Genomic DNA, 22118 nt, shown 5'->3' with positions numbered 1-22118 from the left:
ATGGACATTTCCGCCGCTCCCATCCTCTCCATCGTCACGTTCCTGCCGCTCGTGGGTGCGCTGTTCATCGCGCTTCTCTCGCGCGAGGCGGTGCAGAACATTCGTTACACCGCGCTCTGGACGACGCTGATCACGTTCGCGCTCTCGCTGCTCATCTGGATCAACTTCGACGCATCGAGCGCTGGCTTCCAGTTCGTCGAGGAGCGCGACTGGCTCGGACCCATCAAGTACAAGATGGGCGTCGACGGCATCTCCATGCTGTTCGTCATCCTGACGACGTTCCTGATGCCGCTGTGCATCCTCGCGTCATGGGAGTCGATCGGGAAGCGCGTCAAGGAATACATGATCGCCTTCCTCGTGCTGGAAACGCTCGTCATCGGCGTCTTCTGCGCGTTGGATCTCGTGCTCTTCTACGTGTTCTTCGAAGGCGGCCTCATCCCGATGTTCCTCATCATCGGCGTGTGGGGCGGTGCGCGGCGCGTCTACGCGAGCTTCAAGTTCTTCCTCTACACGTTCCTCGGGTCGGTGCTGATGCTGGTCGCCATGATGGCAATGTACTGGCATGCGGGCACGACCGACATCCCGACGCTTCTGACGACGACGTTCCCGTCCGACATGCAATTCTGGCTATGGCTTGCGTTCTTCGCGTCCTTCGCGGTCAAGATGCCGATGTGGCCGGTGCATACGTGGTTGCCGGATGCGCACGTCGAGGCGCCGACCGCCGGCTCCGTCATCCTCGCCGGTATCCTCTTGAAGCTCGGCGGCTACGGCTTCCTGCGCTTTTCGCTGCCCATGTTCCCCGAGGCGAGCGAGACGTTCGCGCCGCTCGTCTTCGGCCTCTCCGTCATCGCTATCGTCGCCACGTCGCTGATCGCCCTCGTGCAGGAGGATATGAAGAAGCTGATCGCCTATTCGTCCGTCGCCCACATGGGCTTCGTGACGATGGGCATCTTCACCTTCTCGCGGCAGGGCATCGACGGCGCCATCTTCCAGATGCTGTCGCACGGGCTCATCTCGTCCGCGCTCTTTCTCTGCGTCGGCGTGGTGTACGACCGCCTCCACACGCGCGAGATCAAGGCTTATGGCGGCATCGTCGAGCGGATGCCGATCTACGCCGCGATCTTCCTCGTCTTCACGATGGGCAACGTCGGCCTGCCCGGCACGTCCGGCTTCGTCGGCGAATTCCTGACGCTGCTCGCAGCCTTCAAGGCCAACACGCTCGTCGCCGTGATTGCCACATCCGGCGTCATCTTCTCGGCGGCCTATGCCCTCTATCTCTATCGTCAGGTGGTCTTCGGCCCGCTCGAAAAGCCGTCGCTGAAAGCCCTTGCCGACGTCACGCCGCGCGAGATCGCGATCCTCGCACCGCTCTTGCTGCTGACCATCTTCTTCGGTTTCTATCCGGCGCCGATCCTCGACGTGACGGGCGCGTCCGTCGAAGCGCTCGCCCAGCAGATTGCAGGCGCGACCGGGACGGCCGTCGACGCCGCAGCCGGTGCGGCAAGCGAAGCAGCGGGTGAGGTCGCCCCGGCCTCGCCGCCCGCCGAACCAACGCCTTAAAGGAGGCCATGGCCCAATGCCCATGTCCGAGAGCTTCGCCGCCGTTCTTCCCGAGATCGTGCTCGCCGTGGGTGCGATGGCGCTCCTCATGCTCGGCGCCTTTGGCCGCCCGGATGGCAACGGCAGCATGCAGCGCATTGGCGGCTTCGCGATCCTGCTCATGATCCTGACCGGCATCGCAGTCGTCGGCGGCGGCAACGCGCAAGCCTTCGACGGCGTCTTTATCACCGACGCGTTCGCGCGGTTTCTGAAGCTTCTCATTCTGGCTGGCTCAGGCGTGGCTATCCTGCTTGCGCTCGACGACTTCAAGCGTTCCGGCACGGATCGCTTCGAGGTGCCGGTTCTCGTCGTGCTCGCCACCGTCGGCATGATGATGATGGTATCGGCCAACGACCTGATCGCGCTCTACATCGGCCTGGAATTGCAGAGCCTCGCGCTCTACGTGCTCGCCGCCATCCGCCGAGACGACGTGCGGTCGAGCGAAGCCGGCCTCAAATATTTCGTGCTCGGCGCGCTCTCGTCGGGAATGCTGCTCTACGGCGCATCGCTCCTCTATGGCTTCACGGGCACCACGTCGTTTGCAGGGCTCGCCGAGGCCGCCGCCGCGCCGGGCGCTGCAACCAACATCGGCCTCATCGCCGGTCTCGTGTTCCTGCTCGTCGGCTTGGCGTTCAAGGTGTCGGCCGTCCCGTTCCACATGTGGACGCCGGACGTCTACGAAGGCGCCCCTACGCCCATCACGGCCTTCTTCGCCGCCGCGCCGAAGCTTGCCGCCATGGCGCTGCTGGTACGCGTGCTCTACGACGGCTTTGGCGGCATGTTCGTTCAGTGGCAGAAGATCGTCGTCTTCCTTGCCATCGCGTCCATGCTGCTCGGCGCGTTCGCGGCCATCGGCCAGACCAACATCAAGCGGCTCATGGCCTATTCGTCGATCGGCCACGTCGGTTTCGCGCTCGTCGGCTTGGCGGCTGGCTCCGCGGAAGGCGTGCAGAGCTTGCTTGTCTACCTCGCGATCTACCTCGTGATGACGCTCGGCTCCTTCGCCGTCATTCTTTCAATGCGCCGCGACGAAGGCCCGGTCGAAGACATCGACGAGCTTGCGGGCCTCGCGCAGACGAATCTGCCGATGGCGTTCGTTCTCGCGATGCTGCTCTTTTCGCTCGCGGGCGTGCCGCCGCTCGCGGGCTTCTTCGCCAAGTTCTACGTGCTCGCCGCGGCCGTGAAGGCGGAGCTCTACGGGCTTGCCATCGTCGGCGTGCTCGCGAGCGTCGTGGGCGCGTTTTATTATCTCCGCATCATCAAGATCATGTTCTTCGACGAGGCCCGCCCGGCGTTTGCTCCCGCCGCGCCTTATGTGCACTACGTGATGATGGCAGCCGGACTGTTCGTGCTGTTCTACGCCGTCTATCCCGCGCCGCTTGTCGACGCAGCGGCCGCCGCCGCCCAATCGCTCCGGCCCTAACCCGCAGGCGCTATTCGAACTTCACGCCGATGTCGTTGCCGCGCCGCCAAACGACGTGGCAATCGGCATCGATCTTCTCCAGCGGCGCCGAAAATCTGAAACGTTCCGGAAGCTCCACGCTTCTGAGCAGCCGCAGCCGCGCACCCACGGAAGAAGCGTCCCGAAGCACGACGGTATAGTCCTTGCCGTCGGCATGAATGACACCGGCTTTATTAGTCGGCCGGCGTGTCGCTTGGCGGTTTTGCAGGGTCATAAGCGTCGTCTCGCAATATAAAGCGGAGGAGGTCCAGCCCAGCCTCGTATCGATGCTGGCGCCGCAGGCGAACAAATCAGCCGTCGGATGTAATTTATACGGTTAAGGTCTTTAACCCTTGCTTACTGCCGTTCAATAACGTGAGTGTCAGGTGGTCGCAGGCTAGGTCGTGAACTCATAAATGGACGGGACAGTGATGAGCCAAGCAAGCCCAAGGGCCAGGAAAAGCGCGTCACGCCGGAGGCGTGCTTCCAGCACGACGCGCGATGCCTACGCATCGGGCAAGCGGTTTGACGCCGCCATTGGGCTTGCTTGGCTCACCCCGCAGGGGCGCGGTCCTTTCGCACTGCCGATGCGTCGCAAAAGCTTGCAAACCATGAGGTTTGCTGCGCTTCCGCTCCTGCCGGTCATGTCGGAGACATGCTTCCAGCATGATACGAAAGTCATCGCGTCAATGCCCATCCATTTATGAGTTCACGACCTAGGTCCGCGTCCGTAAGCTCTCATCGCCCGCCGAGGTGAACCCTTTGTCAGATATGGATCTTTTTCGTCAGAATGGCCGTCGCCTGCTCCGGCTGCCGTCCGTCGACTCGACCAATGCCGAAGCGCTTCGGCGCGCGGCAGCGGGTGAGCGCGGGCCGCTCTGGATCCTGGCCGACGTGCAGACGGCAGGCCGCGGCCGGGCGGGGCGGAGCTGGGTCTCGGCGCCCGGAAACCTGCATGCGAGCCTTCTGGTCACGCTCGCAGCCCCGGCGCCCAAGGCCTATCAGCTCTCGCTCGTCACTGGCGTGGCCGTATACGACGCCATTCGGATCGCCATGCAACCCGCACCTGCGGGGCTCTGTCTCAAATGGCCCAACGACATCCTGATTGGAACGGAAAAAGCGGGCGGCATTCTGATCGAGAGCACGACCTCATCGGCCGGGCTCTCCGCCGTCATCGGGATCGGCATCGACATCGCCTCCGTCCCCCCGGACTTGGGCCGCCCGGTCACGCATCTTGCCGCCCACGGCATCTGCCCACGCCCCGAGGGGTTGCTCGCCTGCATTGCTGCGGCGACCGAGGATTGGCTCGCCGTCTGGAAGGAGGGACATGGTTTCGCAGCGATAAGGAACGCTTGGCTAAATCGCGCCCATCCTATAGGGGAACGGATGAGCATCGACACCGGCGCCGAGCGGATCGGGGGCGCATTCCACGGGCTCGACGACGACGGCGCGCTGATCCTCGACACGGACACCGGCGCGCGAAGGTTCACCTTTGGCGACGTTTCGCTTGCGCGCTGAGCACGATCACGAGCGACCAAGACAAACAACAAAAGGGCGCAAGGCGGAGTATGCCAGAAGAGCGGACGAAGCGGGGCCGGTCTCGCCAGGAGGACGAACTGGTCTTCCTTGCACTGGGCGGCCTGGGCGAGATCGGCATGAATGCCTATCTCTATGGGATCGGCCCGCCGGATGCCCGCAAATGGCTGATGGTCGACCTCGGCATCACCTTCCCCGAGGGTGAGGACGACCCTGGCATCGACGTCATTTTCCCCGATCTGCGCTTCATCGAAGAGGAGCGCGGCGCGCTCGCGGGGCTCGTCATCACCCACGCGCACGAAGACCACATCGGCGCCGTCATAGAACTCTGGCCACGCCTCGGCGTGCCCGTTTACGCGACGCCGTTCACGGCGGGGATGCTGAAGGCGAAGCTCGCCGAGTTCGGGGGCCGCCTGCAGATTCCGATCCGCGAAATTCCGCTCAACGGCCGCTTCGATGTCGGCCCGTTCGACATCGAACTTTTCGAGATGTCCCATTCGATCCCGGAGAGCAGCGCGCTCGCGATCCGCACCCCGCTCGGCGCCGTCCTGCACACCGGCGACTGGAAGAACGATCCGACGCCCGTCCTCGGCGGCAAGCCCGATGCGGCGCGCCTTACAGCACTCGGAGACGAGGGCTTGCTCGCGCTCATGGGCGACTCCACCAACGCGACGCGTGAGGGGCGGTCGCCGTCCGAGCGCGAAGTGGCGAAGACGTTGACGGAGATCATCAAGGCCGCGCCCCATCGCGTGGCCGTCACCACGTTCGCCTCGAACGTCGCGCGCATCAAAGCCGTCGCCGACGCCGCGCGCGCGGCAGGACGCGAGTTGGTCGTTGCCGGGCGCGCCATGCACCGCGCGATTTCGGTCGCGATCGACACCGGCTATCTGCCCGAGAGCTTCCGTTATCACGACCAGCAGCGGTTCAGTGAGTTGAAGCGGTCGGACGTCGTCTGCCTGTGTACGGGGAGCCAGGGCGAGCCGCGCGCCGCGATGGCTCGCATGGCCGAGAACGAGCATCCGGAGATCGGCCTCGACAGGGGCGACCTCGTGATCTTTTCCTCGCGCACCATTCCAGGCAACGAGAAGGCCGTCGGCTACATCCAGAACGCGCTCGTCCGCATGGGCGTGAACGTCCTCACCGACAACGACGCGCTGGTGCACGTCACCGGCCATCCCCGCCGCGACGAGCTGCGCGAGCTCTACGCATGGACGCGGCCGAAAATCCTCGTGCCCATGCACGGTGAGGCGATGCATCTTAAGGCTCACGCCGAACTCGCGCGCGAAGTGGGCATCCCCGAAGTGCAGATCGCCTACAACGGCGAGATGGTGCGCCTCGCGCCAGGACCTGTCCGCATCGTGGACGATGCCCCCGTGGGACGTCTGTTCCGCGACGGCCGTCTCATCGTGCCGTCGGGCGACGGTCCTGTCCGCGAACGCCGCAAGCTCGCGAACGTCGGCATCGTTGTGGTCGCGCTCACGCTGTCGCGCAAGGGCGCGGTGATGGCCGAGCCGCGCGTGGTGCTCGACGGCGTGCCCTACGAGGACGAGGACGGCGAGCCGATGGACGAGATCGTCCTTTCGGCCATCGAAGGCACGCTGAGAAGCATCCCCGCAGACCGCCGCCGCGACACCGAGATGGTGGGCGAGGCGACGCGCCGCGCGGTGCGCTCGGCCGTGTCCGAGGCCTGGGGCAAGAAGACAGTTGTCAAGGTGCTCGTGAGCGTGGTCGAAGGGAAGAGTTGAGCGACGCCGCCGACTGGCGAGTGATGAAGACGGGAGTGAAGTGGAACGATGATTGGACGCCTGAACCACGTGGCCATTGCGGTCAAAGACTTGGCTGCCGCGACCGCGGTGTACAAAAACGCGCTCGGTGCTGAGGTGACGGAACCCACGCCCCAGCCCGACCACGGCGTCACGGTCGTCTTCGTTACGCTCCCGAACACGAAAATCGAATTCCTCGAACCCCTTGGCGAGAATTCGCCCATCGCCAAGTTCCTGGAGAAGAACCCGGACGGTGGCATCCATCACCTCTGCTACGAGGTGGACGACATCCTCGCGGCCCGCGATAAGCTCAAGGCCGAAGGCGCCCGCGTTCTGGGCGACGGCAACCCGAAGATCGGCGCGCACGGCAAGCCCGTGCTGTTCCTGCATCCGAAGGATTTCTGCGGCACGCTGACGGAGCTGGAGCAGGCCTGAGCCCGAGCGCTCTCGTTGCACGACGCCGCTATCGGTCCATGCCCTTCGCGGAAACGCGCGGCGGGCGTCACGCGCCCAAGGAGAAGCGAATGAGCATCACCCTCGGCATCGCGCTCTATTTCGTGATTTGGTGGTTGACCCTGTTCACCGTGCTGCCGTTTGGCGTGCGCACCCAGGGCGAAGCCGGGAAAGTCGTGGCCGGCACGCCGGAGAGTGCGCCGGTAACACCGCGCATCCTTCGCACGCTGCTGATCAACACCGTCGTTGCCGCGTTCGTGTTCGTGTTCGTCTGGATGGCGCTGGAGAACGACTGGCTCGGACTGAAGTCCGCTATGGACTACGATTTCAACACCCCCGCCGAAACGCGCTGATAACGCGGCCAGCGCGTCCCCAAAATGCAAAGAGCAAGGCGATGCGCCTTGCTCTTGCCAACTCTTGGTCTGTGTTGGCGGCGCTTTTGCACCGTCCGATCTTAGCGGCTCAGCCTCGGGAGACTAGCTCCGGTACTCAGCCTTTTCTCTCCCTAGACCTGGGCCCCGAGCCGTCTGAATCATCTGGCTTCGCCCCTGTCACGTGAACGGCCGCACCTTACCCGAACGGCGGCGCTATGTCACGGGTCCAGACCGAAAAAAACGCATGTGCTTAAGCCTGATGCAGCAGGCTGCTAACGGGCCGGGCAGGCCTCTCGTCTGACCGCAGAATGTGCATACGAAGCACCTTCCGGCGAAGCTCGATTGCTCTTGGCCGCAATCCTGGCTATTCACGGGGCCCGGAGCTTACTCGAAGCCCCGCTTGCGGCTGCCGGGTGCCCGCGTTCGCTGGCCGCCTAGGTCATAAACTCATTATTCCATGGGACATTGATGAGCCAAGGCAAGCCAAGGGCCAGGAAAAGCGCGCAGCGCGATGCCTATGCATCGGGCAAGCGGGTCATGCCGAAGGCGTGCCTCCGGCACGACGACGCCGCAATTGGCTTGCCTTGGCTCACCCCGCAGGGGCGCGGTCCTTTCGCTCCTGCCGGCCGCGCGAAAGTCCTCGCGTCAATGCCCATGGAATAATGAGTTCATGACCTTGCGCCGCAACACGAAGACATAGGGCCCCATGCATCTTTCCCGCTATTTCCTTCCCGTCCTGCGCGAGACACCGAGCGACGCGGAAATCGTCTCCCATAAACTGATGTTGCGGGCCGGCATGGTCCGTCAGTCGGCGGCCGGCATCTATTCCTGGTTGCCGCTTGGCCTCAAGGTTCTGCGCAAGATCGAAGCCATCGTCCGCGAGGAGCAGAACCGCGCGGGCGCGGTCGAGGTCCTGATGCCGACCATCCAGTCCGCCGATCTCTGGCGCGAGAGCGGACGCTACGATGCCTACGGCAAGGAAATGCTGCGCATCAAGGATCGCCACAACCGCGACGTGCTCTACGGGCCGACGGCCGAGGAGGTGATCACCACCATCTTCCGGGACTCGGTGAGAAGCTACAAGGATCTGCCGAAGAACCTCTACAACATCCAGTGGAAGTTCCGCGACGAGGTGCGTCCGCGCTTCGGCGTGATGCGCGGCCGCGAGTTCCTGATGAAGGACGCCTACTCGTTCGACCTGACGAAGGACGCCGCCCGCGAAGCGTACCGGCGCATGTTCGTCTCCTATTTGCGCACGTTCGCCCGCATGGGCCTGCGCGCGGTGCCGATGCGTGCCGACACGGGCCCCATCGGCGGCGATCTCAGCCACGAGTTCATCATTCTGGCCGAAACCGGCGAAAGCCAGGTCTTCTGTCACAAGGACTTGATAGAGGGAGAGATTCCCGCATCCGATACGGATTTCCGGGGCGATCTGACGCCCATTTTCGACCGCTGGACCTCGCTCTACGCCGCCACCAGCGAGGAGCACGACGCCGAGCGTTTCGCCCGCGAAGTCCCGGCCGATAAGCAAGTCTCCGCACGCGGCATCGAGGTCGGCCACATTTTCTACTTCGGCACCAAATATTCCGAACCCATGGGGGCTCGCGTCCAGGGCCCCGACGGACAGCAGGTCACGCTCGAAATGGGGTCTTACGGCATCGGCGTTTCGCGGCTCGTAGGCGCGATCATCGAAGCGAGCCACGACGAGGCCGGCATCGTTTGGCCCGTCCCGGTGGCCCCCTTCGAGGTGGCTGTCGTGAACCTGAAGGCGGGCGATGCCGACACCGACAAGGCCGCCCTCGACGTCAAGGCGCGCCTCGAAGCCGCCGGCATCGATGTGCTTCTGGACGACACCGACGAGCGCGCCGGTGCCAAATTCGCGACGATGGACCTGATCGGGATTCCCTATCAGGTCATCGTCGGGCCCAAAGGCGTGAAGGCGGGCGAGATCGAGGTCAAGGAGCGCAAAACCGGCACCCGCGATACGCTGCCTCTGGAGGCAGGACTCGAACGCACGATCACCCGGATCCTCGACCAGCGCGTACTGGTCTGATCGCGGACAGGACAGAAAAGAAAAGGGGAGGCGTCATGGCAGCGTCGGTCGACACGAAGCCTTTTGCGCCGTTCGAGTGGCTGCTCGCCTCCCGCTATCTGCGCGCGCGGCGCAAGGAAGGCTTCATCTCCGTCACCGCCGTCGTGTCGTTTCTCGGCATTATGCTGGGCGTCGCGACGCTCATCATCGTCATGGCGGTGATGAACGGCTTCCGCAAGGATCTCTTCGCCAAGATCCTCGGTCTCAACGGCCACATCGTCGTCTACAAGGTCGGTGCGCCGTTCGATGATTATCTGTCCATGGCCGAGATCGTGGCGCGCGCTCAAGGGGTAGAGCGGGCCATCCCGCTCATCGAAGGCCAGGTCATGGTCTCCTCGCCCGTGCAAGCGCTGGGCGCGGCCGTGCGCGGCATCGCCGAGAACGATCTCAAGTCGCTGCCGCTCGTGGCCGACAACATCCGTTACGGCACGCTAGACGGCTTCGACAATTCGGGCGGCATCGCGGTCGGGATACGGCTCGCAAACATGCTGCGTCTCAACGAAGGCGACATGATCACCATCATCTCGCCGCGCGGCGCCGCCACGCCCTTCGGAACCGCACCACGCTCGAAATCCTATCCCATCACCGCGATCTTCGAACTCGGCATGGCCGAGTACGACAAGACGATGATGTTCCTGCCCCTGGAAGAGGCGCAACGCTACTTCTCGAAGGTGGGCGAGGTGGACATCCTGGAGGTGATCGTCTCCGATCCGGAAGCGGTGGATGCCGCTTCCGCGGCCATACGTGCGGAAGCGGGCCAAACCATCAACGTGACCGATTGGCGACAACGCAACGAGACGTTCTTCACGGTGCTCGAAGTCGAACGGAACGTGATGTTCATCATCCTGTCGCTGATCGTGCTCGTGGCGGCATTGAACATCATCTCCGGCATGATGATGCTCGTGAAGGAAAAGGGCCGCGACATCGCGATACTGCGAACCATGGGCGCCACGAAAGGCGCGGTGATGCGCGTGTTCCTGATCACGGGCGCATCGATCGGCATTGTCGGAACGCTCGCGGGCCTCGTGCTCGGCGTGGTGTTTTGCATGCACATCGAGGAGATCCGCCAGTTCGTGACTTGGATCGCCGGCACCAAGGTTTTCGACCCGAACGTCTACTACCTCACGCGCCTGCCCGCCGAAATCAATCCGGTGGAGACCGGCTCCATCGTGGCCATGGCGCTCGCGCTTTCGGTGCTGGCCACGCTCTATCCCTCCTGGCGCGCGTCGCGGCTCGATCCCGTCGAAGCGCTGCGCTACGAATAGGGGGGCAGGCCAAGTGCTGGACAACGAGGCGCACATTCCCGTTCTGAGGCTCGTCGAGCTGCGCCGCACGTTCCGGCAAGGAACGCGTGAGATCAGCGTGCTTTCGGGCGCCTCCGTCGACGTTTGGCCGGGGCAGTGCGTCGCCCTTGTCGGGCCGTCGGGCGCAGGAAAGTCGACGCTGCTTCACGTTGCGGGCCTGCTGGAGACGCCCGACTCAGGGCAGGTCATCGTCGCAGGCCGCGATTGCGCTACCCTCGACGACCATGCCCGCACGCGCATTCGCCGCACCGACATGGGCTTCATCTATCAGTTCCACCAGCTTCTGCCGGAGTTCTCGGCGCTGGAGAATGTCGCCATCCCGCAAATGCTCATGGGGCGGTCACGGCGCGAGGGCGAAGATCGCGCGCGCAAGCTGTTGACGTCGCTGGGCCTTGCCGAGCGTCTCCACCACCGCCCGGCCGAGCTCTCGGGCGGCGAGCAGCAGCGCACGGCGATCTGCCGCGCCTTGGCCAACCGGCCGCGCCTTATCCTCGCGGACGAGCCAACCGGAAATCTCGATCCGAAAACCTCGGAACTCGTGTTCCATGAACTGCTTACGCTGTTCCGGAGCGAGGGCGTGGCGGCCCTGATCGCAACCCATAATCTCGATCTTGCGAGCCGGATGGACCGCGTTGTGGTGCTGGACGGCGGCCATCTGGTCGAAATTTCGCCGCAGGCCGTGTAACAATCGCCTCCTCAGACCCTATGTTTCCCTGGGAACAGCGTGGAAATGCGCGCCGTGGGACATCAGGCACCGAGAGGAGTAACTGCGGGAGACATCGCGGTTGCCCCATTGGAGCCGAACCGAGTTTTGAGGAGTAAGCCATGCCGTTCGAGAGAAAAGGCCTCCGCGCCGCCGCGATCGCAGCGGCCGTCCTCGTGACCTCCCCCGCGCTCGCTGCCGATGCGCCGCTCGGCGTCTGGGTGAACGATACCGGCCGCGGCGCCATCGAAATCAAGCAATGCGGCGACAAGCTTTGCGGCCACGTCGTCTGGGTCAAGGACACGGCGGATGTGGAAGGCTGCGGCCGCCAGATCATCGGCGACGTCACCAGTTCCGGCGGCGGCGTCTGGGGCGACGGCTGGATCTACAGCCCCGAGCGCAAGCGCAATTACAACGTCGAGCTGACCCCGCAGAAAGACGGCACGCTCAAAGTCAAAGGGTTTGCCGGCGTGAGCTTCCTCTCGCGCACCATGGTCTGGACCAAGGCGCCCGCGGATCTCGTGCGCTGCGGCACCGAGCAGATCGAGGCGGCCGTGCCGCCGCCCCAAAGCGACGGACCCGGCCCCTGCCGCTCGCGCCGCCCCGCCCACCGGGACGCCGCCACCCGCGGCCGCTCCGGCAGGACCGGGCAAGCAAGCCATTCCCGCGCCGGAAGCCGCACCTCCGCCTGCCGATGGGCCGGACATCGCCGCCCGCGAAGAAGCGGACCGCGACGGTGCGGATCTCAGCGCCCTTGCGGAAGAGTTCGGCGACGTCTTCACGCGCAAGGACGGCAAGTGCAAGGTCGACACCCCATGGGTGAAACTCGACTTCGATTGCGGCGAGAGATAAGCGCGCGACGGTCTTCGCGGTGTTGAAAAAAGGCGGCGGCCACCCGGCCCGCCGCCTTTCGCATAATCTGGAGCGACGCTTAAATCAGCCCGACGTACTTTGCCGTCAGCGCCGCAAGGCTTGCCGCAATGATCCACAGCGCAAAGCGCCCCGTCCGTTCCTTGCGCGCGGTTCTCTCAGCGATCCCCTCGATGGTCTCCGCGTCGAGCCGCACGCCGCCCCGCGCCATCTCTGCAAAGCCCGAAGCCGCGCGCTCCGCGTGCGCAAGCACATCCGGCACATCCGCGAGCACGCGCCCGAGCGTCAGCGCACCCTCGCCCGCCTTGCGCATCGCGCCGCGTGGTCCGGTGTTCGCTTCAACCCAGTCCTTCGCGACAGGCTCCGCCGCCACCCACATGTTGAGCGACGGATCGAGACTGCGCGCCACGCCTTCCACGATCACCATGCTCTTCTGCAGCAGGATCAGCTCCGGCCGCGTCTGCATGTCGAAAACTTCGGTGTAGGCGAAGAGCTGGCCGAGCAGATCCGCCATCGAGATCTCGTCGGCCGTGCGCCCGTGGATCGGCTCGCCGATCGCGCGCAGCGCCTGCGCGAAAACCTCGACGGGATGATGCGGCGGCACGTAGCCTGCCCAGAAATGCACTTCCGCCGCGCGCGTGTAGTCGCGGGTAATGAGCCCGTGCAGGATCTCGGCGAGGAACCGGCGCTCTTTATGGCCGAGCCGCCCCATGATGCCGAAGTCCACCGCGACGACGTTCCCCGCCGCGTCCACGAACAGGTTCCCTTGATGCATGTCGGCGTGAAAAAAGCCGTCGCCCATCGCATGTGTCAGGAAGCTCCGGAGCACGACGAGGCCGAGCGCCTTGAGATCGTGACCTTGCGCCGCGAGCCGTGCGTGATCGGAGATCGGTATACCGTCGATCCAGTCCGTCACCAGCACGCGCCGCGCCGTGCGGTTCCAGTCGACGGAGGGCACGCGGAAGTGCGCGTTGGCGTCGATGTTCTCCGCCATCTCCGAGATCGCGGCCCCTTCGAGCCTCAGATCCATTTCGAGCTCGGTCGTGCGCGCGAGGTTCTTCACCACCGCGACCGGCTTCAGCCGCCGGGACGGCGCATGGAAGCGCTCGATCAGGCCCGCGGCGAAGAAATAGCTGTCGAGGTCGCGGCGGAAGCGCTTCTCCACGTCCGGCCGCAGGATCTTCACGGCCACGTCGCGCAACCGCCCGTCTTTGTCGCGGATCTTGGCCTTGTGCACCTGCGCGATGGAAGCCGCCGCGACGGGCGGCCCGAACTCCACGAAATGATCTTCGAGCTTGCCGCCGAGCGCCTCTTCGACGGCGCGACGCGCCTCCTTCATGCTGAAGGGCGGCATCTTGTCCTGGAGGTGGGCGAGATCGCTCGCAAGCTCTGGCCCGATCACATCTTGCCGCGTCGCGAGAAACTGCCCGAGCTTGATGTAGGACGGCCCGAGCGCCGCGAGCGCGCTTGAGATGCGCCGCTCCTTGGGCTTGCCGATGTTGAACGGGGCGGCGACGAGCGCGACGGGCAGCGCCGCGAGCCGCGCGAGGCGGAGCGCCAGCGGCACCGGCTGGCCCTTCGGCACAAAGCGGACCCCGTGCTGCGCGAGCACGATCCCCGCGCGCGAAAGCCGCCACAGATTGGTGAAAGCGTTTGCCATGTCCGAGAAGCGGTACTTGGCCCGCCCGTTCCTGGCAAGCCGGGACATTCCAAAGGGTTGCCGATGTCCCACCTGTGGATCGCGGGGATCATACAACTCACCCCTGTTGCCCCGCCAGGTGCATCGAAGAATCGGGCTACAAAAATTCACCGGCGGTGAACTTTTCTGTCCGGTGAAGAAGGACCGTGATGACCACTCAGCCGACACTCCCAAAGTATGTCCACCTCAAGGTGCACTCGTCCTACTCGCTGCTGGAGGGCGCGCTGCCGATCGGCACCCTCGCGAAGCTCGCGGAGAAGGCCGGGATGCCCGCGCTCGGCCTCACCGACACCAACAATCTGTTCGGCGCACTTGAGTTCTCGGAGAAGCTGTCGGGTGCAGGCATTCAGCCCATTGTCGGCTGCGCGCTCGACACCGACTTCGCGGACGCCGGGGCCGAGCAGAACGGCATGCCGCGGCTCGGGCAGAACGCACCGCCCGTGCGTCCGGCGGGGGGCCTCGCGCTCTTTGCGTCGAGCGAGACCGGGTATGCCAACCTCATCAAGCTTGCGAGCCAGGCGTTCATGCTGCCTGACCCAGCCGACCCGACCCACATCCGCTTCGACGAACTGGAAACTCACCACGCGGGTCTCGTCGTCCTGACCGGCGGCCCGGAAGGCCCCATTGGCCGCGCGCTCGCCGCAGGTCAATCGGACCTCGCGCGCACCCGCCTCGAACGCCTGCATCGTATCTTCGGCGACCGCCTCTACGTCGAGCTGCAACGCCACGGCCTCAAGTCGGAAGAAGAGATTGAGCGCGAGCTGATCGCGTTGGCTTACGAACTCGGCCTGCCGCTCGTCGCCACCAACGAGGTCTACTTCGCAAAGACGGACGACTACGAGGCCCACGACGCGCTGATCTGCATTGCCGAAGGCCGCATGGTGGTGGAGGACGACCGCCGCCGCGTCACGCCCGAACACTATTTCAAAAGCGCCGACGACATGGCGAAGCTCTTCGCGGATATTCCCGAAGCGCTCGACAACACCGTCGAGATCGCCCGCCGCTGCGCCTATCGTCCGCTCAAACGCAAACCCATCCTGCCGCGCTTCGTGACCGCCACAGACGGCATGAGCGACGAGGACATGCTGGCCGAAGAGGCCGCCGAGCTGAAGCGCCAGGCGGAAGAAGGTCTCGCCGCACGCCTTGCCGCGAACCCGTTGGCCGAAGGCTTCACCCGCGAGGATTACGAAAAGCGCCTCGCGTTCGAGCTGGACGTCATCGCCCGCATGAAATTCCCGGGCTACTTCCTGATCGTGGCCGACTTCATCAAGTGGTCGAAGTCGAACGGCGTGCCGGTCGGCCCCGGCCGCGGTTCGGGCGCTGGCTCGCTCGTCGCCTGGTCTCTCACCATCACCGACCTCGATCCGCTCCGCTTCGGTCTGCTGTTCGAGCGCTTCCTCAATCCGGAACGCGTCTCGATGCCGGACTTCGACATCGACTTCTGTCAGGAGCGGCGCGACCGCACCATCCGCTACGTGCAGGAGAAGTACGGCAAGGACCGCGTCGCGCAGATCATCACGCACGGAAAGCTTCAGGCGCGCGCCGTGCTGCGCGACGTGGGCCGCGTGCTTCAGATGCCGTACGGCCAGGTAGACCGGCTCTGCAAGCTGGTGCCCAACAACCCGGCCAATCCGGTCACGCTGCCCGAAGCCATCGACGGCGAGCCGAAGCTTCAGGAGGAACGCGACGCCGATCCGATGGTCGCCCGCCTGCTCGAAGTCGCGCAAAAGCTCGAAGGTCTCTATCGCCACGCCTCCACCCACGCCGCCGGCATGGTGATCGGTGACCGTCCGCTCGACGAGCTGGTGCCGCTCTACCGCGATCCCAAGTCGAACATGCCCGTCACGCAGTTCAACTGGAAGATGGTGGAAGCGGCGGGCCTCGTGAAGTTCGACTTCTTGGGTCTGAAGACGCTGACGGTGCTCACTAAGGCCATCGAGCTCGTCAAGCGCGGACGCGGCATCGACATCGATCTGCTGTCGCTCCCGTTCGACGACAAGAAATCCTACGAGCTGCTTGCGAAAGCCGATACGGCCGGCGTGTTCCAGCTCGAAAGCACCGGCATGCGCGAGAGCTTGAAGCGCCTCAAGCCCGACCGCTTCGAGGACATCATCGCCATGGTGGCGCTCTATCGCCCCGGCCCGATGGACAACATCCCGACCTACATCAACCGCAAGCACGGCGAGGAGCCGGTCGATTGCCTGCATCCGATGCTGGAAGGCATTCTGCGCGAGACCTACGGCGTCATCATCTACCAGGAGCAGGTGATGCAGATCGCCCAGGTGATGGCGGGCTACTCGCTCGGCGAAGCCGACCTTCTGCGCCGTGCGATGGGCAAAAAAGACAAGAACGAGATGGCGAAGCAGCAGGCCGGCTTCGTCGCGGGCGCGGTGAAGAACGGCGTCAAGAAGGAGGATGCCGCCTACATCTTCGAGCTGGTCGACAAGTTCGCGGGCTACGGCTTCAACAAGTCTCATGCGGCTGCCTACGCGCTGGTCAGCTATCACACGGCCTACATGAAGGCGAACTTCCGCGAGGAGTTCATCGCGGCCTCGATGACGCTCGACGCGGGCAACACCGACAAGCTCGCGATGTTCGCGGCCGAAGCGCGGAAGAGTGGCATCCGCGTGCTTCCGCCGTGCGTGAATGCCTCCGCTGTCGAGTTTCTGGCCGAACCGCCGAAGAAGGAGGGCGAGCACGGCGCGATCCGCTATGCTCTCGCGGCCCTCAAGAACATCGGCGAAGCCGCCGTCGAAACTATTGTCGAAAGCCGTAACGCGAAAGGGCCTTATGCGTCGCTGGCCGATTTCGCTTCGCGCATCAACACCAAAGCTGTCAACAAGCGCGCACTCGAAACGCTGGCAGCCGGCGGCGCCTTCGATGCGCTCGAACCCAATCGTGCGCTCGTGTACGCCAACGCCGATCAGATGATGCGCGAAGCGGGCCTCAAAGCCGACGACGAGCAGACGGGACAGATCAACCTGCTCGGCGACATGGAATCGAGCGCCGCCTCCGTCGTCTTGAAGTTAAAGCCCGCCGAAGGCTGGACTCCGATGGAGAAGCTCCAGAAGGAGTTCGACGCCATCGGCTTCTATCTCTCCGGCCATCCGCTCGACCAGTACCAGCGCGTGCTGAAAAAACTTGGGGTCACACGCTACGTGGATTTCGAAGCTGCCACCGCGCGCGGCGCATCCGCTGGCCGCTTAGCAGGCATTGTGATTTCCGCGCGCGAACGCCGCTCGCAGAAAGGCAACAAATTCGCGTTCGCGATGTTTTCGGATTCGAGCGGACAGTTCGAAGCCGTGATCTTTTCTGACACGCTGGCCCAGGCGCGCGACCTCCTGAACTCCGGCACCGCCGTACTGGTCGGCGTTGAAGGAGAACGCGACGGCGACACCCTCAAACTGCGCGTGCAGTCCGTCGAAGCGCTGGATGCGGCCGCGGGGATGGTGGAGCAGGGGCTGCGCATTACGCTCGATCCAGCCGCTATTGCCTCGCGTCGCGCCCGGATCGCAGACATCAAGGCTCACCTCAAGCCCGGACCGGACGGCCGCAAAGGCGGGGAAGTTCTATTCGTGCTGCCGCTGCTCGATCGAGGCCGGACGATCGAAATTCCGGTGCCGGGCCGATACGACGTTTCGCCGCGTGTCGCGGGGCGCTTGTCGACATTGCCGGGCGTTGTAGAAATTACGGAAACCTGACCGTCCGGAACTCCCGCCCCGCTCGCCGCGTTAGCAGCGGGCTATGCTTCTGGGTCACGCATTTTTCAAAGAACAGCCGGACGTCGATGACACATCGACAGAGTTCCGCCGTATCGACGGCGATCCCGCCGGCACGACGATCTGCTGCCTGCCGTGGCGCATGCCGTTCAAGCTCGCGACGGCGGCTGGGCTGGTGCCGCGCCGCCAGTTGCTCGCGTGCTACGAGATGCCTCAGGCTATCGTGAGTTCCGAGCCGGAGCTATGCATTCGCGCTTTGAATGCCGTCGTGGATGATGCGATCCGCGTGATGTGGCGCGCGCGCTTGGCGCCCGAGCAAGCGCTCGTCGTCGGTCTCAGCATCGGCAACGCCGCAGCGACCGTGCTGGCAAACCGGATCGGCGCACGGCTGTGCTCGATCGCCTCTGCCGACCGTGGTGACCTCACGCTTTGGGAAAGCCCGGCCGCGCGTCACATCAAGGAGAAGGCGGAGGCGAAAGGATTTGCGCTGGCGGATTTCACGCAAGCCCTGATTGGACACCACACGGTCGAGAACCTCGAAAATCTCGGCGCCGGAAGCCGGTTCATCGTGGGTTTGCGGGATGAATTCATTCCCGAAGCGCGGCGCGCCGGCCTCGTCGACGCCGTGACGCGCACGCTGCCCGCTGCCGAGATCGCCTATGTGGATGCCGGCCATATCGGAACCATGATGGAGACGATGCGCCGGGGCTTGGTCGAACCGCAGGATGTTCATCTGGCGCGGGTGTCGGCGCTAAGGCCATAGCGCTGCTTCTTCAGACGGTGAAAGTGCTGTGCCCGTTCCGCCGCATCCTGTGGCGAAAATAGCAGGCCTCCCTTATCGCACCGGCTGAATCGTGATCCACTTTCGACAAGGCCGGCATGACTTGGTTCGGTCTCGAAAGCGGGGAAAAACATGTTCCCGATCGGCGACGACAACAGCGCCCGGCGCACCTTTCCGGTGGTGACCGTCACGCTGATTGCCATCAATGTGGCCGTGTTCCTGTTGGAACTTCAGCGCGGCGAGACCTTCATCCGCGATTGGGCGTTCATCCCCGCCCGCTTTTCCGAAAACCCTCCCGCCGATGCTATCACGCTTCTGTCCGCCATGTTCATGCACGGCGGCTGGCTGCATCTCGGCGGCAACATGCTCTACCTCTGGATCTTCGGCGACAACGTCGAGGATCGCTTTGGGTCCGTCCGCTTTCTGCTGTTCTACTTGGCGGCGGGCTTCGCCGCGACGTTCGCCCAGTATGCCGTGAACCCCGGATCCGCGATCCCGAACGTCGGCGCGTCGGGTGCGATCGCGGGCGTTCTGGGCGCCTACCTTCTGATGTTTCCGCGCGCCCGTGTCGACGTGTTGCTTGGCCGCCAGGTGGTCGCCATGCCCGCGTTTCTCGTCCTGGGCTTCTGGGTCGTGCTTCAGCTTGTCAGTGGCGTCGGGTCGATTGCAGACACGGCCCAGACCGAAACCGGAGGCGTCGCATACATGGCGCACGTCGGCGGTTTTGTCGCCGGACTTGCGCTTGCCGTAGTGATGGGCGGTCGCCGCTCCCATCCCGACAGAATTGCGTGACGGCGGGTCGCATTGTGTGTTGCGATGCAGCATTACATTCTGCAATGCAGCATAGGGTTCAACCTGCGAACCTGAGTTTAGGACGTTGGTTTGTTGCAAAAGCATCCCTTGTGACATTGCAAAGTTTCACGTAGCCTAACGGGAAGAATAAGAAGAAACGGCCTGCAAAGGGGCGGACACGTCGAGGAAGGGCACACGGGCAACCGGCCGTGATCCGTCTCGAACCCTTGGAGGTCCAAATGCCTGAAGGCTTCGTTTCCACCGCTTTAACCTTGAAAAAGTTGGGTCTTGTCGCTGTCGCCGGTGCGGTCTGCTTGGCGCAGGGCGCCTCTGCGGGCGGCGATACCACAGAACGTGTCCGCGGGTACTTCTGCGACGCCAAGGCCGATCAGATCGCCTTCCTGAACGCCAAGGCGCGCGGCGAGAGCGAGATCATGGCCGCCAATAGGGTCAACAAACGCCTCGCCAGGATGTCATGCGCGCCCTATCTGCCCGCGACCGCGGTGCCCACCGGGGACCACACGATCATGGACGGCGGTCTCGTCTATAAGCTTCAGAGCTACGTGTTCCTGCCGGAGAAGGTGGAGCGCTGGAGCGGCACCGTGCTGGGATCGCTGCAGGTTGTCGCCAAGGAGCAGGATATCTAGAGCGTTTTCCGATCCGATTGAATCGGATCGGACGCTCTATCTCTTTGATGAGACCGATGCGTCACGTTTCGGACCGATAGGGTCCGAAGCGATCATGGTCTAGGTCGTGAACTCATCAATGTCCTATCCATTTATGAGTTCACGACCTAGTCCCGCCCCTTCGAGAAACGCATGAAAAAACCCCCGGCGGCTCGCATGAGCGCCGGGGTTTTTTGTTTGTCTCAAGCGTTCGAGTGTCTACCAGACGCCGCGATTGGAGGCGGACGCAGGCTGGCGATGGCGCGGACCTGCACGGCGGCGCTCGCGCGGCGGAGGCGGGCTGCCCCACCAGAAGAAGCTGCCGGAATCCTGCACCGTTTCCTGACGAACCGGGCGCGGTGTCGGCCTCGTGATCTTCGCGACCACTTCCGGCATCTGCACGATGAAGTCCGTCCCGCGATACCGCGTTTCGCTGCGTGCCTTGTCGTAGTCCGAGACGATGAGCGCGGAGCCGGGCTTGACCACTTCCGCGATCCGCTCGGCGGCTTCCTTCGAAATGGTGATCCGGTCGAGCGTCCGCGTTGCGCGGTCCGCGTTGGTCTCCGGCGGAAGTTCGGCAACCTCACGTCCGCGGCGACGCTGCCGGATCTCCTCGCCCGTCGCGTCGGAGTTCTCGGAAACCTCGACCGCCATCCACGTGAGATGGGTCTTCGAAGCGTCGGCCCAATCGATCGCCGTGAAAACGAACGTGTTGAGCGGAACCTCGGGGTTCGCAATCTCGACATCGGCTTCCAGCACGGATTCGAAGCCCTGACGGATCATGATTTTGCCGGTCTTGCTGCTAATGAACACCGACACCGGAAGATCGCGGTTGGCTTCCTGACGGTCGAAGTCGGCAACGGCCGTCTTCGCGTCGCTCTCGGCGGAGGCCGCGTCTCGGCCCTCGGCACGGGCTGTCTTAACGGCATCCTGCGCAGACTTGATTGCAGCGTCCGCCGCCTCGGCCTTCTCGGCGGCCTTGCTGGAGGCATCCGCCGAACGCTTGGCGTCCGCCGCGGTCTCGGCCACGCGCGCCTCCTCCTGCTTCACGCCGTCTTGCAATTCCGCAAGACGGTCGGCGCGCACGCGCTGGGTGTTCTTCGGCACGCGCGACTGCGCCCGCTTGAGCGCACGCTCACGCTGGCGGAGCGCGTTGCGGGCCTGCGCTGCGGCGCGTGAAAGCTTGCTGGATTCGGTTTTGGCGATGCGTGCGGCAGCGCGCGCGTCGGTCACGGCCTGCTGCGCGGATTTCTCCGCCTCGGCTGCGGCAGCGCGTCTTTCGGCGGCGCGTGTCACCGCGGCCATCAGCCGGTCACGCTTGGCGACGCGGGCTTCGGCGGCGCTCTCAAGCGTGCGCCCGGCAGGCTCGGTGGCGGCATGGGCAGGGCTGATGCCGAGCAAGGTCTCGGCAACGTCGATGCCCGATTTCCGCGGCGCCGATCCCTCGCGGATGACGGAGCGCGAAGCCGACGGCAACTGCGAGAAGAGGGTCGGGTGCGAGAAAGCAACAGGCGCGCGCACGTCGGGCGCAATGACGACGCGCTCGTTGATGGAGGTATGCTCGAAGATGCGGCGCGCAAAGTCGAACGGCAGGCGGACGCAGCCGCCGGACGCTGGATGGCCCGGAATGACGCCGCCGTGGAGCGCAATGCCGGTCTGCGTGAGGCGCTGCATATGGGGCATCTTGGCGTCGAGATAGATGTTCGACGTGTGATCGACCTTCTTCTCAAGAATGCTGTAGATGCCGACCGGCGTGTCGTGTCCGGGCCGGCCCGAGGAAATCCGCGTCTGCGTCACCAGCCCATTGCGGTCGTAGACGTACATGCGCTGGTCATTGAGCGAGACCTGGAGCAGCAACGGCCCTTCGCTCGAAATCGGGGCAACCGGCGCCTGGCGCTTCTTTTGTGCCTGTTTCTGCTGCCTACGCTCGGATTGGGCCTCGGCAGGAGGTGCGGCGACATGGGCGAACACGGCAAGCGCAAGCGATGCCGAGACGGCGCGCAGAAGAGCATTCTTCACACCATTGGGATGGAACGGCTTCTCGTAGAGCACAGGTAGACCCCCTAAAAACACGCGAGAACCATGGTCGGGCAGCTCCGAGCCCCCTCGAGCAATGGCCGATTAGTGAAACACGGTGAGTTCGACTTCAATAGGTTACATGCCACTGGTTAGCGAAATCTCTCCACTTGTTCCGGAAGTTTCCTCCGAATGGGCTCGTATCGGCAACACGTTGTTTGCAAAAAGCGCACGCCGATCCCGCGAGGGCGCGGGAAAGGGCAGCGTCCCAGCAAAATTTGGCGCGTTGAAGGACGGTTTCGATCCGTTGG

At 64.3% G+C, this 22118-nt stretch carries 17 protein-coding genes; 14 read left to right on the top strand and 3 right to left on the bottom strand.

The genetic code is table 11. From position 1 onward, the window contains the following. Positions 1-6: 6 nt before the first annotated feature. Together W911_RS15540 and nuoN are read left to right on the top strand one after the other, a co-directional pair. Positions 7-1560 carry an NADH-quinone oxidoreductase subunit M gene (locus W911_RS15540; RefSeq protein WP_051388878.1) on the top strand — a complete coding sequence of 518 codons (1554 nt, stop codon included), beginning with the start codon at positions 7-9 and terminating at the stop codon, positions 1558-1560. Positions 1561-1576: 16 nt separating this feature from the next. After that, positions 1577-3022 (top strand): NADH-quinone oxidoreductase subunit NuoN, encoded by a 1446-nt coding sequence (gene nuoN / locus W911_RS15535; protein WP_023788493.1) that lies wholly within the window; start codon positions 1577-1579, stop codon positions 3020-3022. 10 nt (positions 3023-3032) lie between these two features. Here the strand turns inward: nuoN and W911_RS15530 are convergent, their stop codons facing one another. Beyond that, positions 3033-3275: a PilZ domain-containing protein gene (locus tag W911_RS15530; protein WP_023788492.1), complete on the bottom strand. Its 243-nt coding sequence runs from the start codon at positions 3273-3275 to the stop codon at positions 3033-3035. Positions 3276-3811: 536 nt separating this feature from the next. Here W911_RS15530 and W911_RS15525 point away from each other — a divergent pair. The 8 genes from W911_RS15525 (at position 3812) to W911_RS15490 (ending at position 12143) form a co-directional block, all read left to right on the top strand. Further along, a complete protein-coding gene (locus W911_RS15525; protein ID WP_023788491.1) occupies positions 3812-4558 on the top strand; it encodes a biotin--[acetyl-CoA-carboxylase] ligase in 747 nt (248 codons plus the stop codon). Positions 4559-4608: 50 nt separating this feature from the next. Further along, positions 4609-6321, top strand: coding sequence for a ribonuclease J (locus W911_RS15520; RefSeq protein WP_023788490.1), 1713 nt, complete (start codon positions 4609-4611; stop codon positions 6319-6321). Between the two features lie 48 nt (positions 6322-6369). After that, positions 6370-6774 carry a methylmalonyl-CoA epimerase gene (gene mce / locus W911_RS15515; RefSeq protein WP_023788489.1) on the top strand — a complete coding sequence of 135 codons (405 nt, stop codon included), beginning with the start codon at positions 6370-6372 and terminating at the stop codon, positions 6772-6774. 89 nt (positions 6775-6863) lie between these two features. Further along, positions 6864-7145, top strand: coding sequence for a DUF1467 family protein (locus W911_RS15510; protein ID WP_051388875.1), 282 nt, complete (start codon positions 6864-6866; stop codon positions 7143-7145). Between the two features lie 727 nt (positions 7146-7872). After that, positions 7873-9219, top strand: a complete 1347-nt coding sequence (gene proS, locus W911_RS15505; RefSeq protein WP_023788487.1) for a proline--tRNA ligase — start codon at positions 7873-7875, stop codon at positions 9217-9219. A 35-nt stretch (positions 9220-9254) separates the two neighbouring features. Continuing rightward, positions 9255-10523, top strand: coding sequence for a lipoprotein-releasing ABC transporter permease subunit (locus tag W911_RS15500; RefSeq protein ID WP_023788486.1), 1269 nt, complete (start codon positions 9255-9257; stop codon positions 10521-10523). Positions 10524-10536: 13 nt separating this feature from the next. After that, positions 10537-11247, top strand: a complete 711-nt coding sequence (locus W911_RS15495) for an ABC transporter ATP-binding protein (RefSeq protein ID WP_023788485.1) — start codon at positions 10537-10539, stop codon at positions 11245-11247. 140 nt (positions 11248-11387) lie between these two features. Further along, positions 11388-12143 carry a DUF2147 domain-containing protein gene (locus W911_RS15490; protein WP_041316662.1) on the top strand — a complete coding sequence of 252 codons (756 nt, stop codon included), beginning with the start codon at positions 11388-11390 and terminating at the stop codon, positions 12141-12143. Positions 12144-12196: 53 nt separating this feature from the next. On the opposite strand, the gene ubiB is transcribed toward W911_RS15490, so the two are convergent. Further along, complete coding sequence (ubiB, locus tag W911_RS15485) at positions 12197-13795, bottom strand: 2-polyprenylphenol 6-hydroxylase (RefSeq protein ID WP_023788484.1); 1599 nt, start codon at positions 13793-13795, stop codon at positions 12197-12199. Positions 13796-13983: 188 nt separating this feature from the next. On the opposite strand from ubiB, the gene dnaE reads away from it, so the two are divergent. The 4 genes from dnaE (at position 13984) to W911_RS15465 (ending at position 19773) form a co-directional block, all read left to right on the top strand. Next, complete coding sequence (dnaE, locus tag W911_RS15480; RefSeq protein WP_023788483.1) at positions 13984-17535, top strand: DNA polymerase III subunit alpha; 3552 nt, start codon at positions 13984-13986, stop codon at positions 17533-17535. A 43-nt stretch (positions 17536-17578) separates the two neighbouring features. Then, the gene (locus W911_RS15475; protein ID WP_023788482.1) at positions 17579-18316 is read left to right on the top strand and encodes an alpha/beta fold hydrolase; all 738 of its coding nucleotides are present in this window, start codon (positions 17579-17581) and stop codon (positions 18314-18316) included. Between the two features lie 150 nt (positions 18317-18466). Then, positions 18467-19126, top strand: a complete 660-nt coding sequence (locus W911_RS15470; RefSeq protein ID WP_023788481.1) for a rhomboid family intramembrane serine protease — start codon at positions 18467-18469, stop codon at positions 19124-19126. A 239-nt stretch (positions 19127-19365) separates the two neighbouring features. Next, the gene (locus W911_RS15465; RefSeq protein WP_041316660.1) at positions 19366-19773 is read left to right on the top strand and encodes a hypothetical protein; all 408 of its coding nucleotides are present in this window, start codon (positions 19366-19368) and stop codon (positions 19771-19773) included. Positions 19774-20010: 237 nt separating this feature from the next. On the opposite strand, the gene W911_RS15460 is transcribed toward W911_RS15465, so the two are convergent. After that, on the bottom strand, positions 20011-21843 hold the full coding sequence (locus W911_RS15460; protein WP_158412875.1) for a L,D-transpeptidase family protein: 1833 nt from the start codon (positions 21841-21843) through the stop codon (positions 20011-20013). Positions 21844-22118 lie beyond the last annotated feature (275 nt).

Source organism: Hyphomicrobium nitrativorans NL23, from assembly GCF_000503895.1.
Classification (GTDB): Bacteria; Pseudomonadota; Alphaproteobacteria; order Rhizobiales; family Hyphomicrobiaceae; genus Hyphomicrobium_C; species Hyphomicrobium_C nitrativorans.
This window is presented reverse-complemented; position numbering and strand designations above follow the sequence as displayed.

What these genes read in the sequence shown, in the direction of transcription:
- ubiB (WP_023788484.1), bottom strand. Translation starts at nt 13,795, where the DNA reads ATGGCAAACGCTTTCACCAATCTGTGGCGGCTTTCGCGCGCGGGGATC.
- W911_RS15500 (WP_023788486.1), top strand. Translation starts at nt 9,255, where the DNA reads ATGGCAGCGTCGGTCGACACGAAGCCTTTTGCGCCGTTCGAGTGGCTG.
- W911_RS15490 (WP_041316662.1), top strand. Translation starts at nt 11,388, where the DNA reads ATGCCGTTCGAGAGAAAAGGCCTCCGCGCCGCCGCGATCGCAGCGGCC.
- W911_RS15465 (WP_041316660.1), top strand. Translation starts at nt 19,366, where the DNA reads ATGCCTGAAGGCTTCGTTTCCACCGCTTTAACCTTGAAAAAGTTGGGT.
- W911_RS15530 (WP_023788492.1), bottom strand. Translation starts at nt 3,275, where the DNA reads ATGACCCTGCAAAACCGCCAAGCGACACGCCGGCCGACTAATAAAGCC.
- mce (WP_023788489.1), top strand. Translation starts at nt 6,370, where the DNA reads ATGATTGGACGCCTGAACCACGTGGCCATTGCGGTCAAAGACTTGGCT.
- W911_RS15475 (WP_023788482.1), top strand. Translation starts at nt 17,579, where the DNA reads ATGCTTCTGGGTCACGCATTTTTCAAAGAACAGCCGGACGTCGATGAC.
- proS (WP_023788487.1), top strand. Translation starts at nt 7,873, where the DNA reads ATGCATCTTTCCCGCTATTTCCTTCCCGTCCTGCGCGAGACACCGAGC.
- W911_RS15510 (WP_051388875.1), top strand. Translation starts at nt 6,864, where the DNA reads ATGAGCATCACCCTCGGCATCGCGCTCTATTTCGTGATTTGGTGGTTG.
- W911_RS15470 (WP_023788481.1), top strand. Translation starts at nt 18,467, where the DNA reads ATGTTCCCGATCGGCGACGACAACAGCGCCCGGCGCACCTTTCCGGTG.
- dnaE (WP_023788483.1), top strand. Translation starts at nt 13,984, where the DNA reads ATGACCACTCAGCCGACACTCCCAAAGTATGTCCACCTCAAGGTGCAC.
- W911_RS15525 (WP_023788491.1), top strand. Translation starts at nt 3,812, where the DNA reads ATGGATCTTTTTCGTCAGAATGGCCGTCGCCTGCTCCGGCTGCCGTCC.
- nuoN (WP_023788493.1), top strand. Translation starts at nt 1,577, where the DNA reads ATGCCCATGTCCGAGAGCTTCGCCGCCGTTCTTCCCGAGATCGTGCTC.
- W911_RS15520 (WP_023788490.1), top strand. Translation starts at nt 4,609, where the DNA reads ATGCCAGAAGAGCGGACGAAGCGGGGCCGGTCTCGCCAGGAGGACGAA.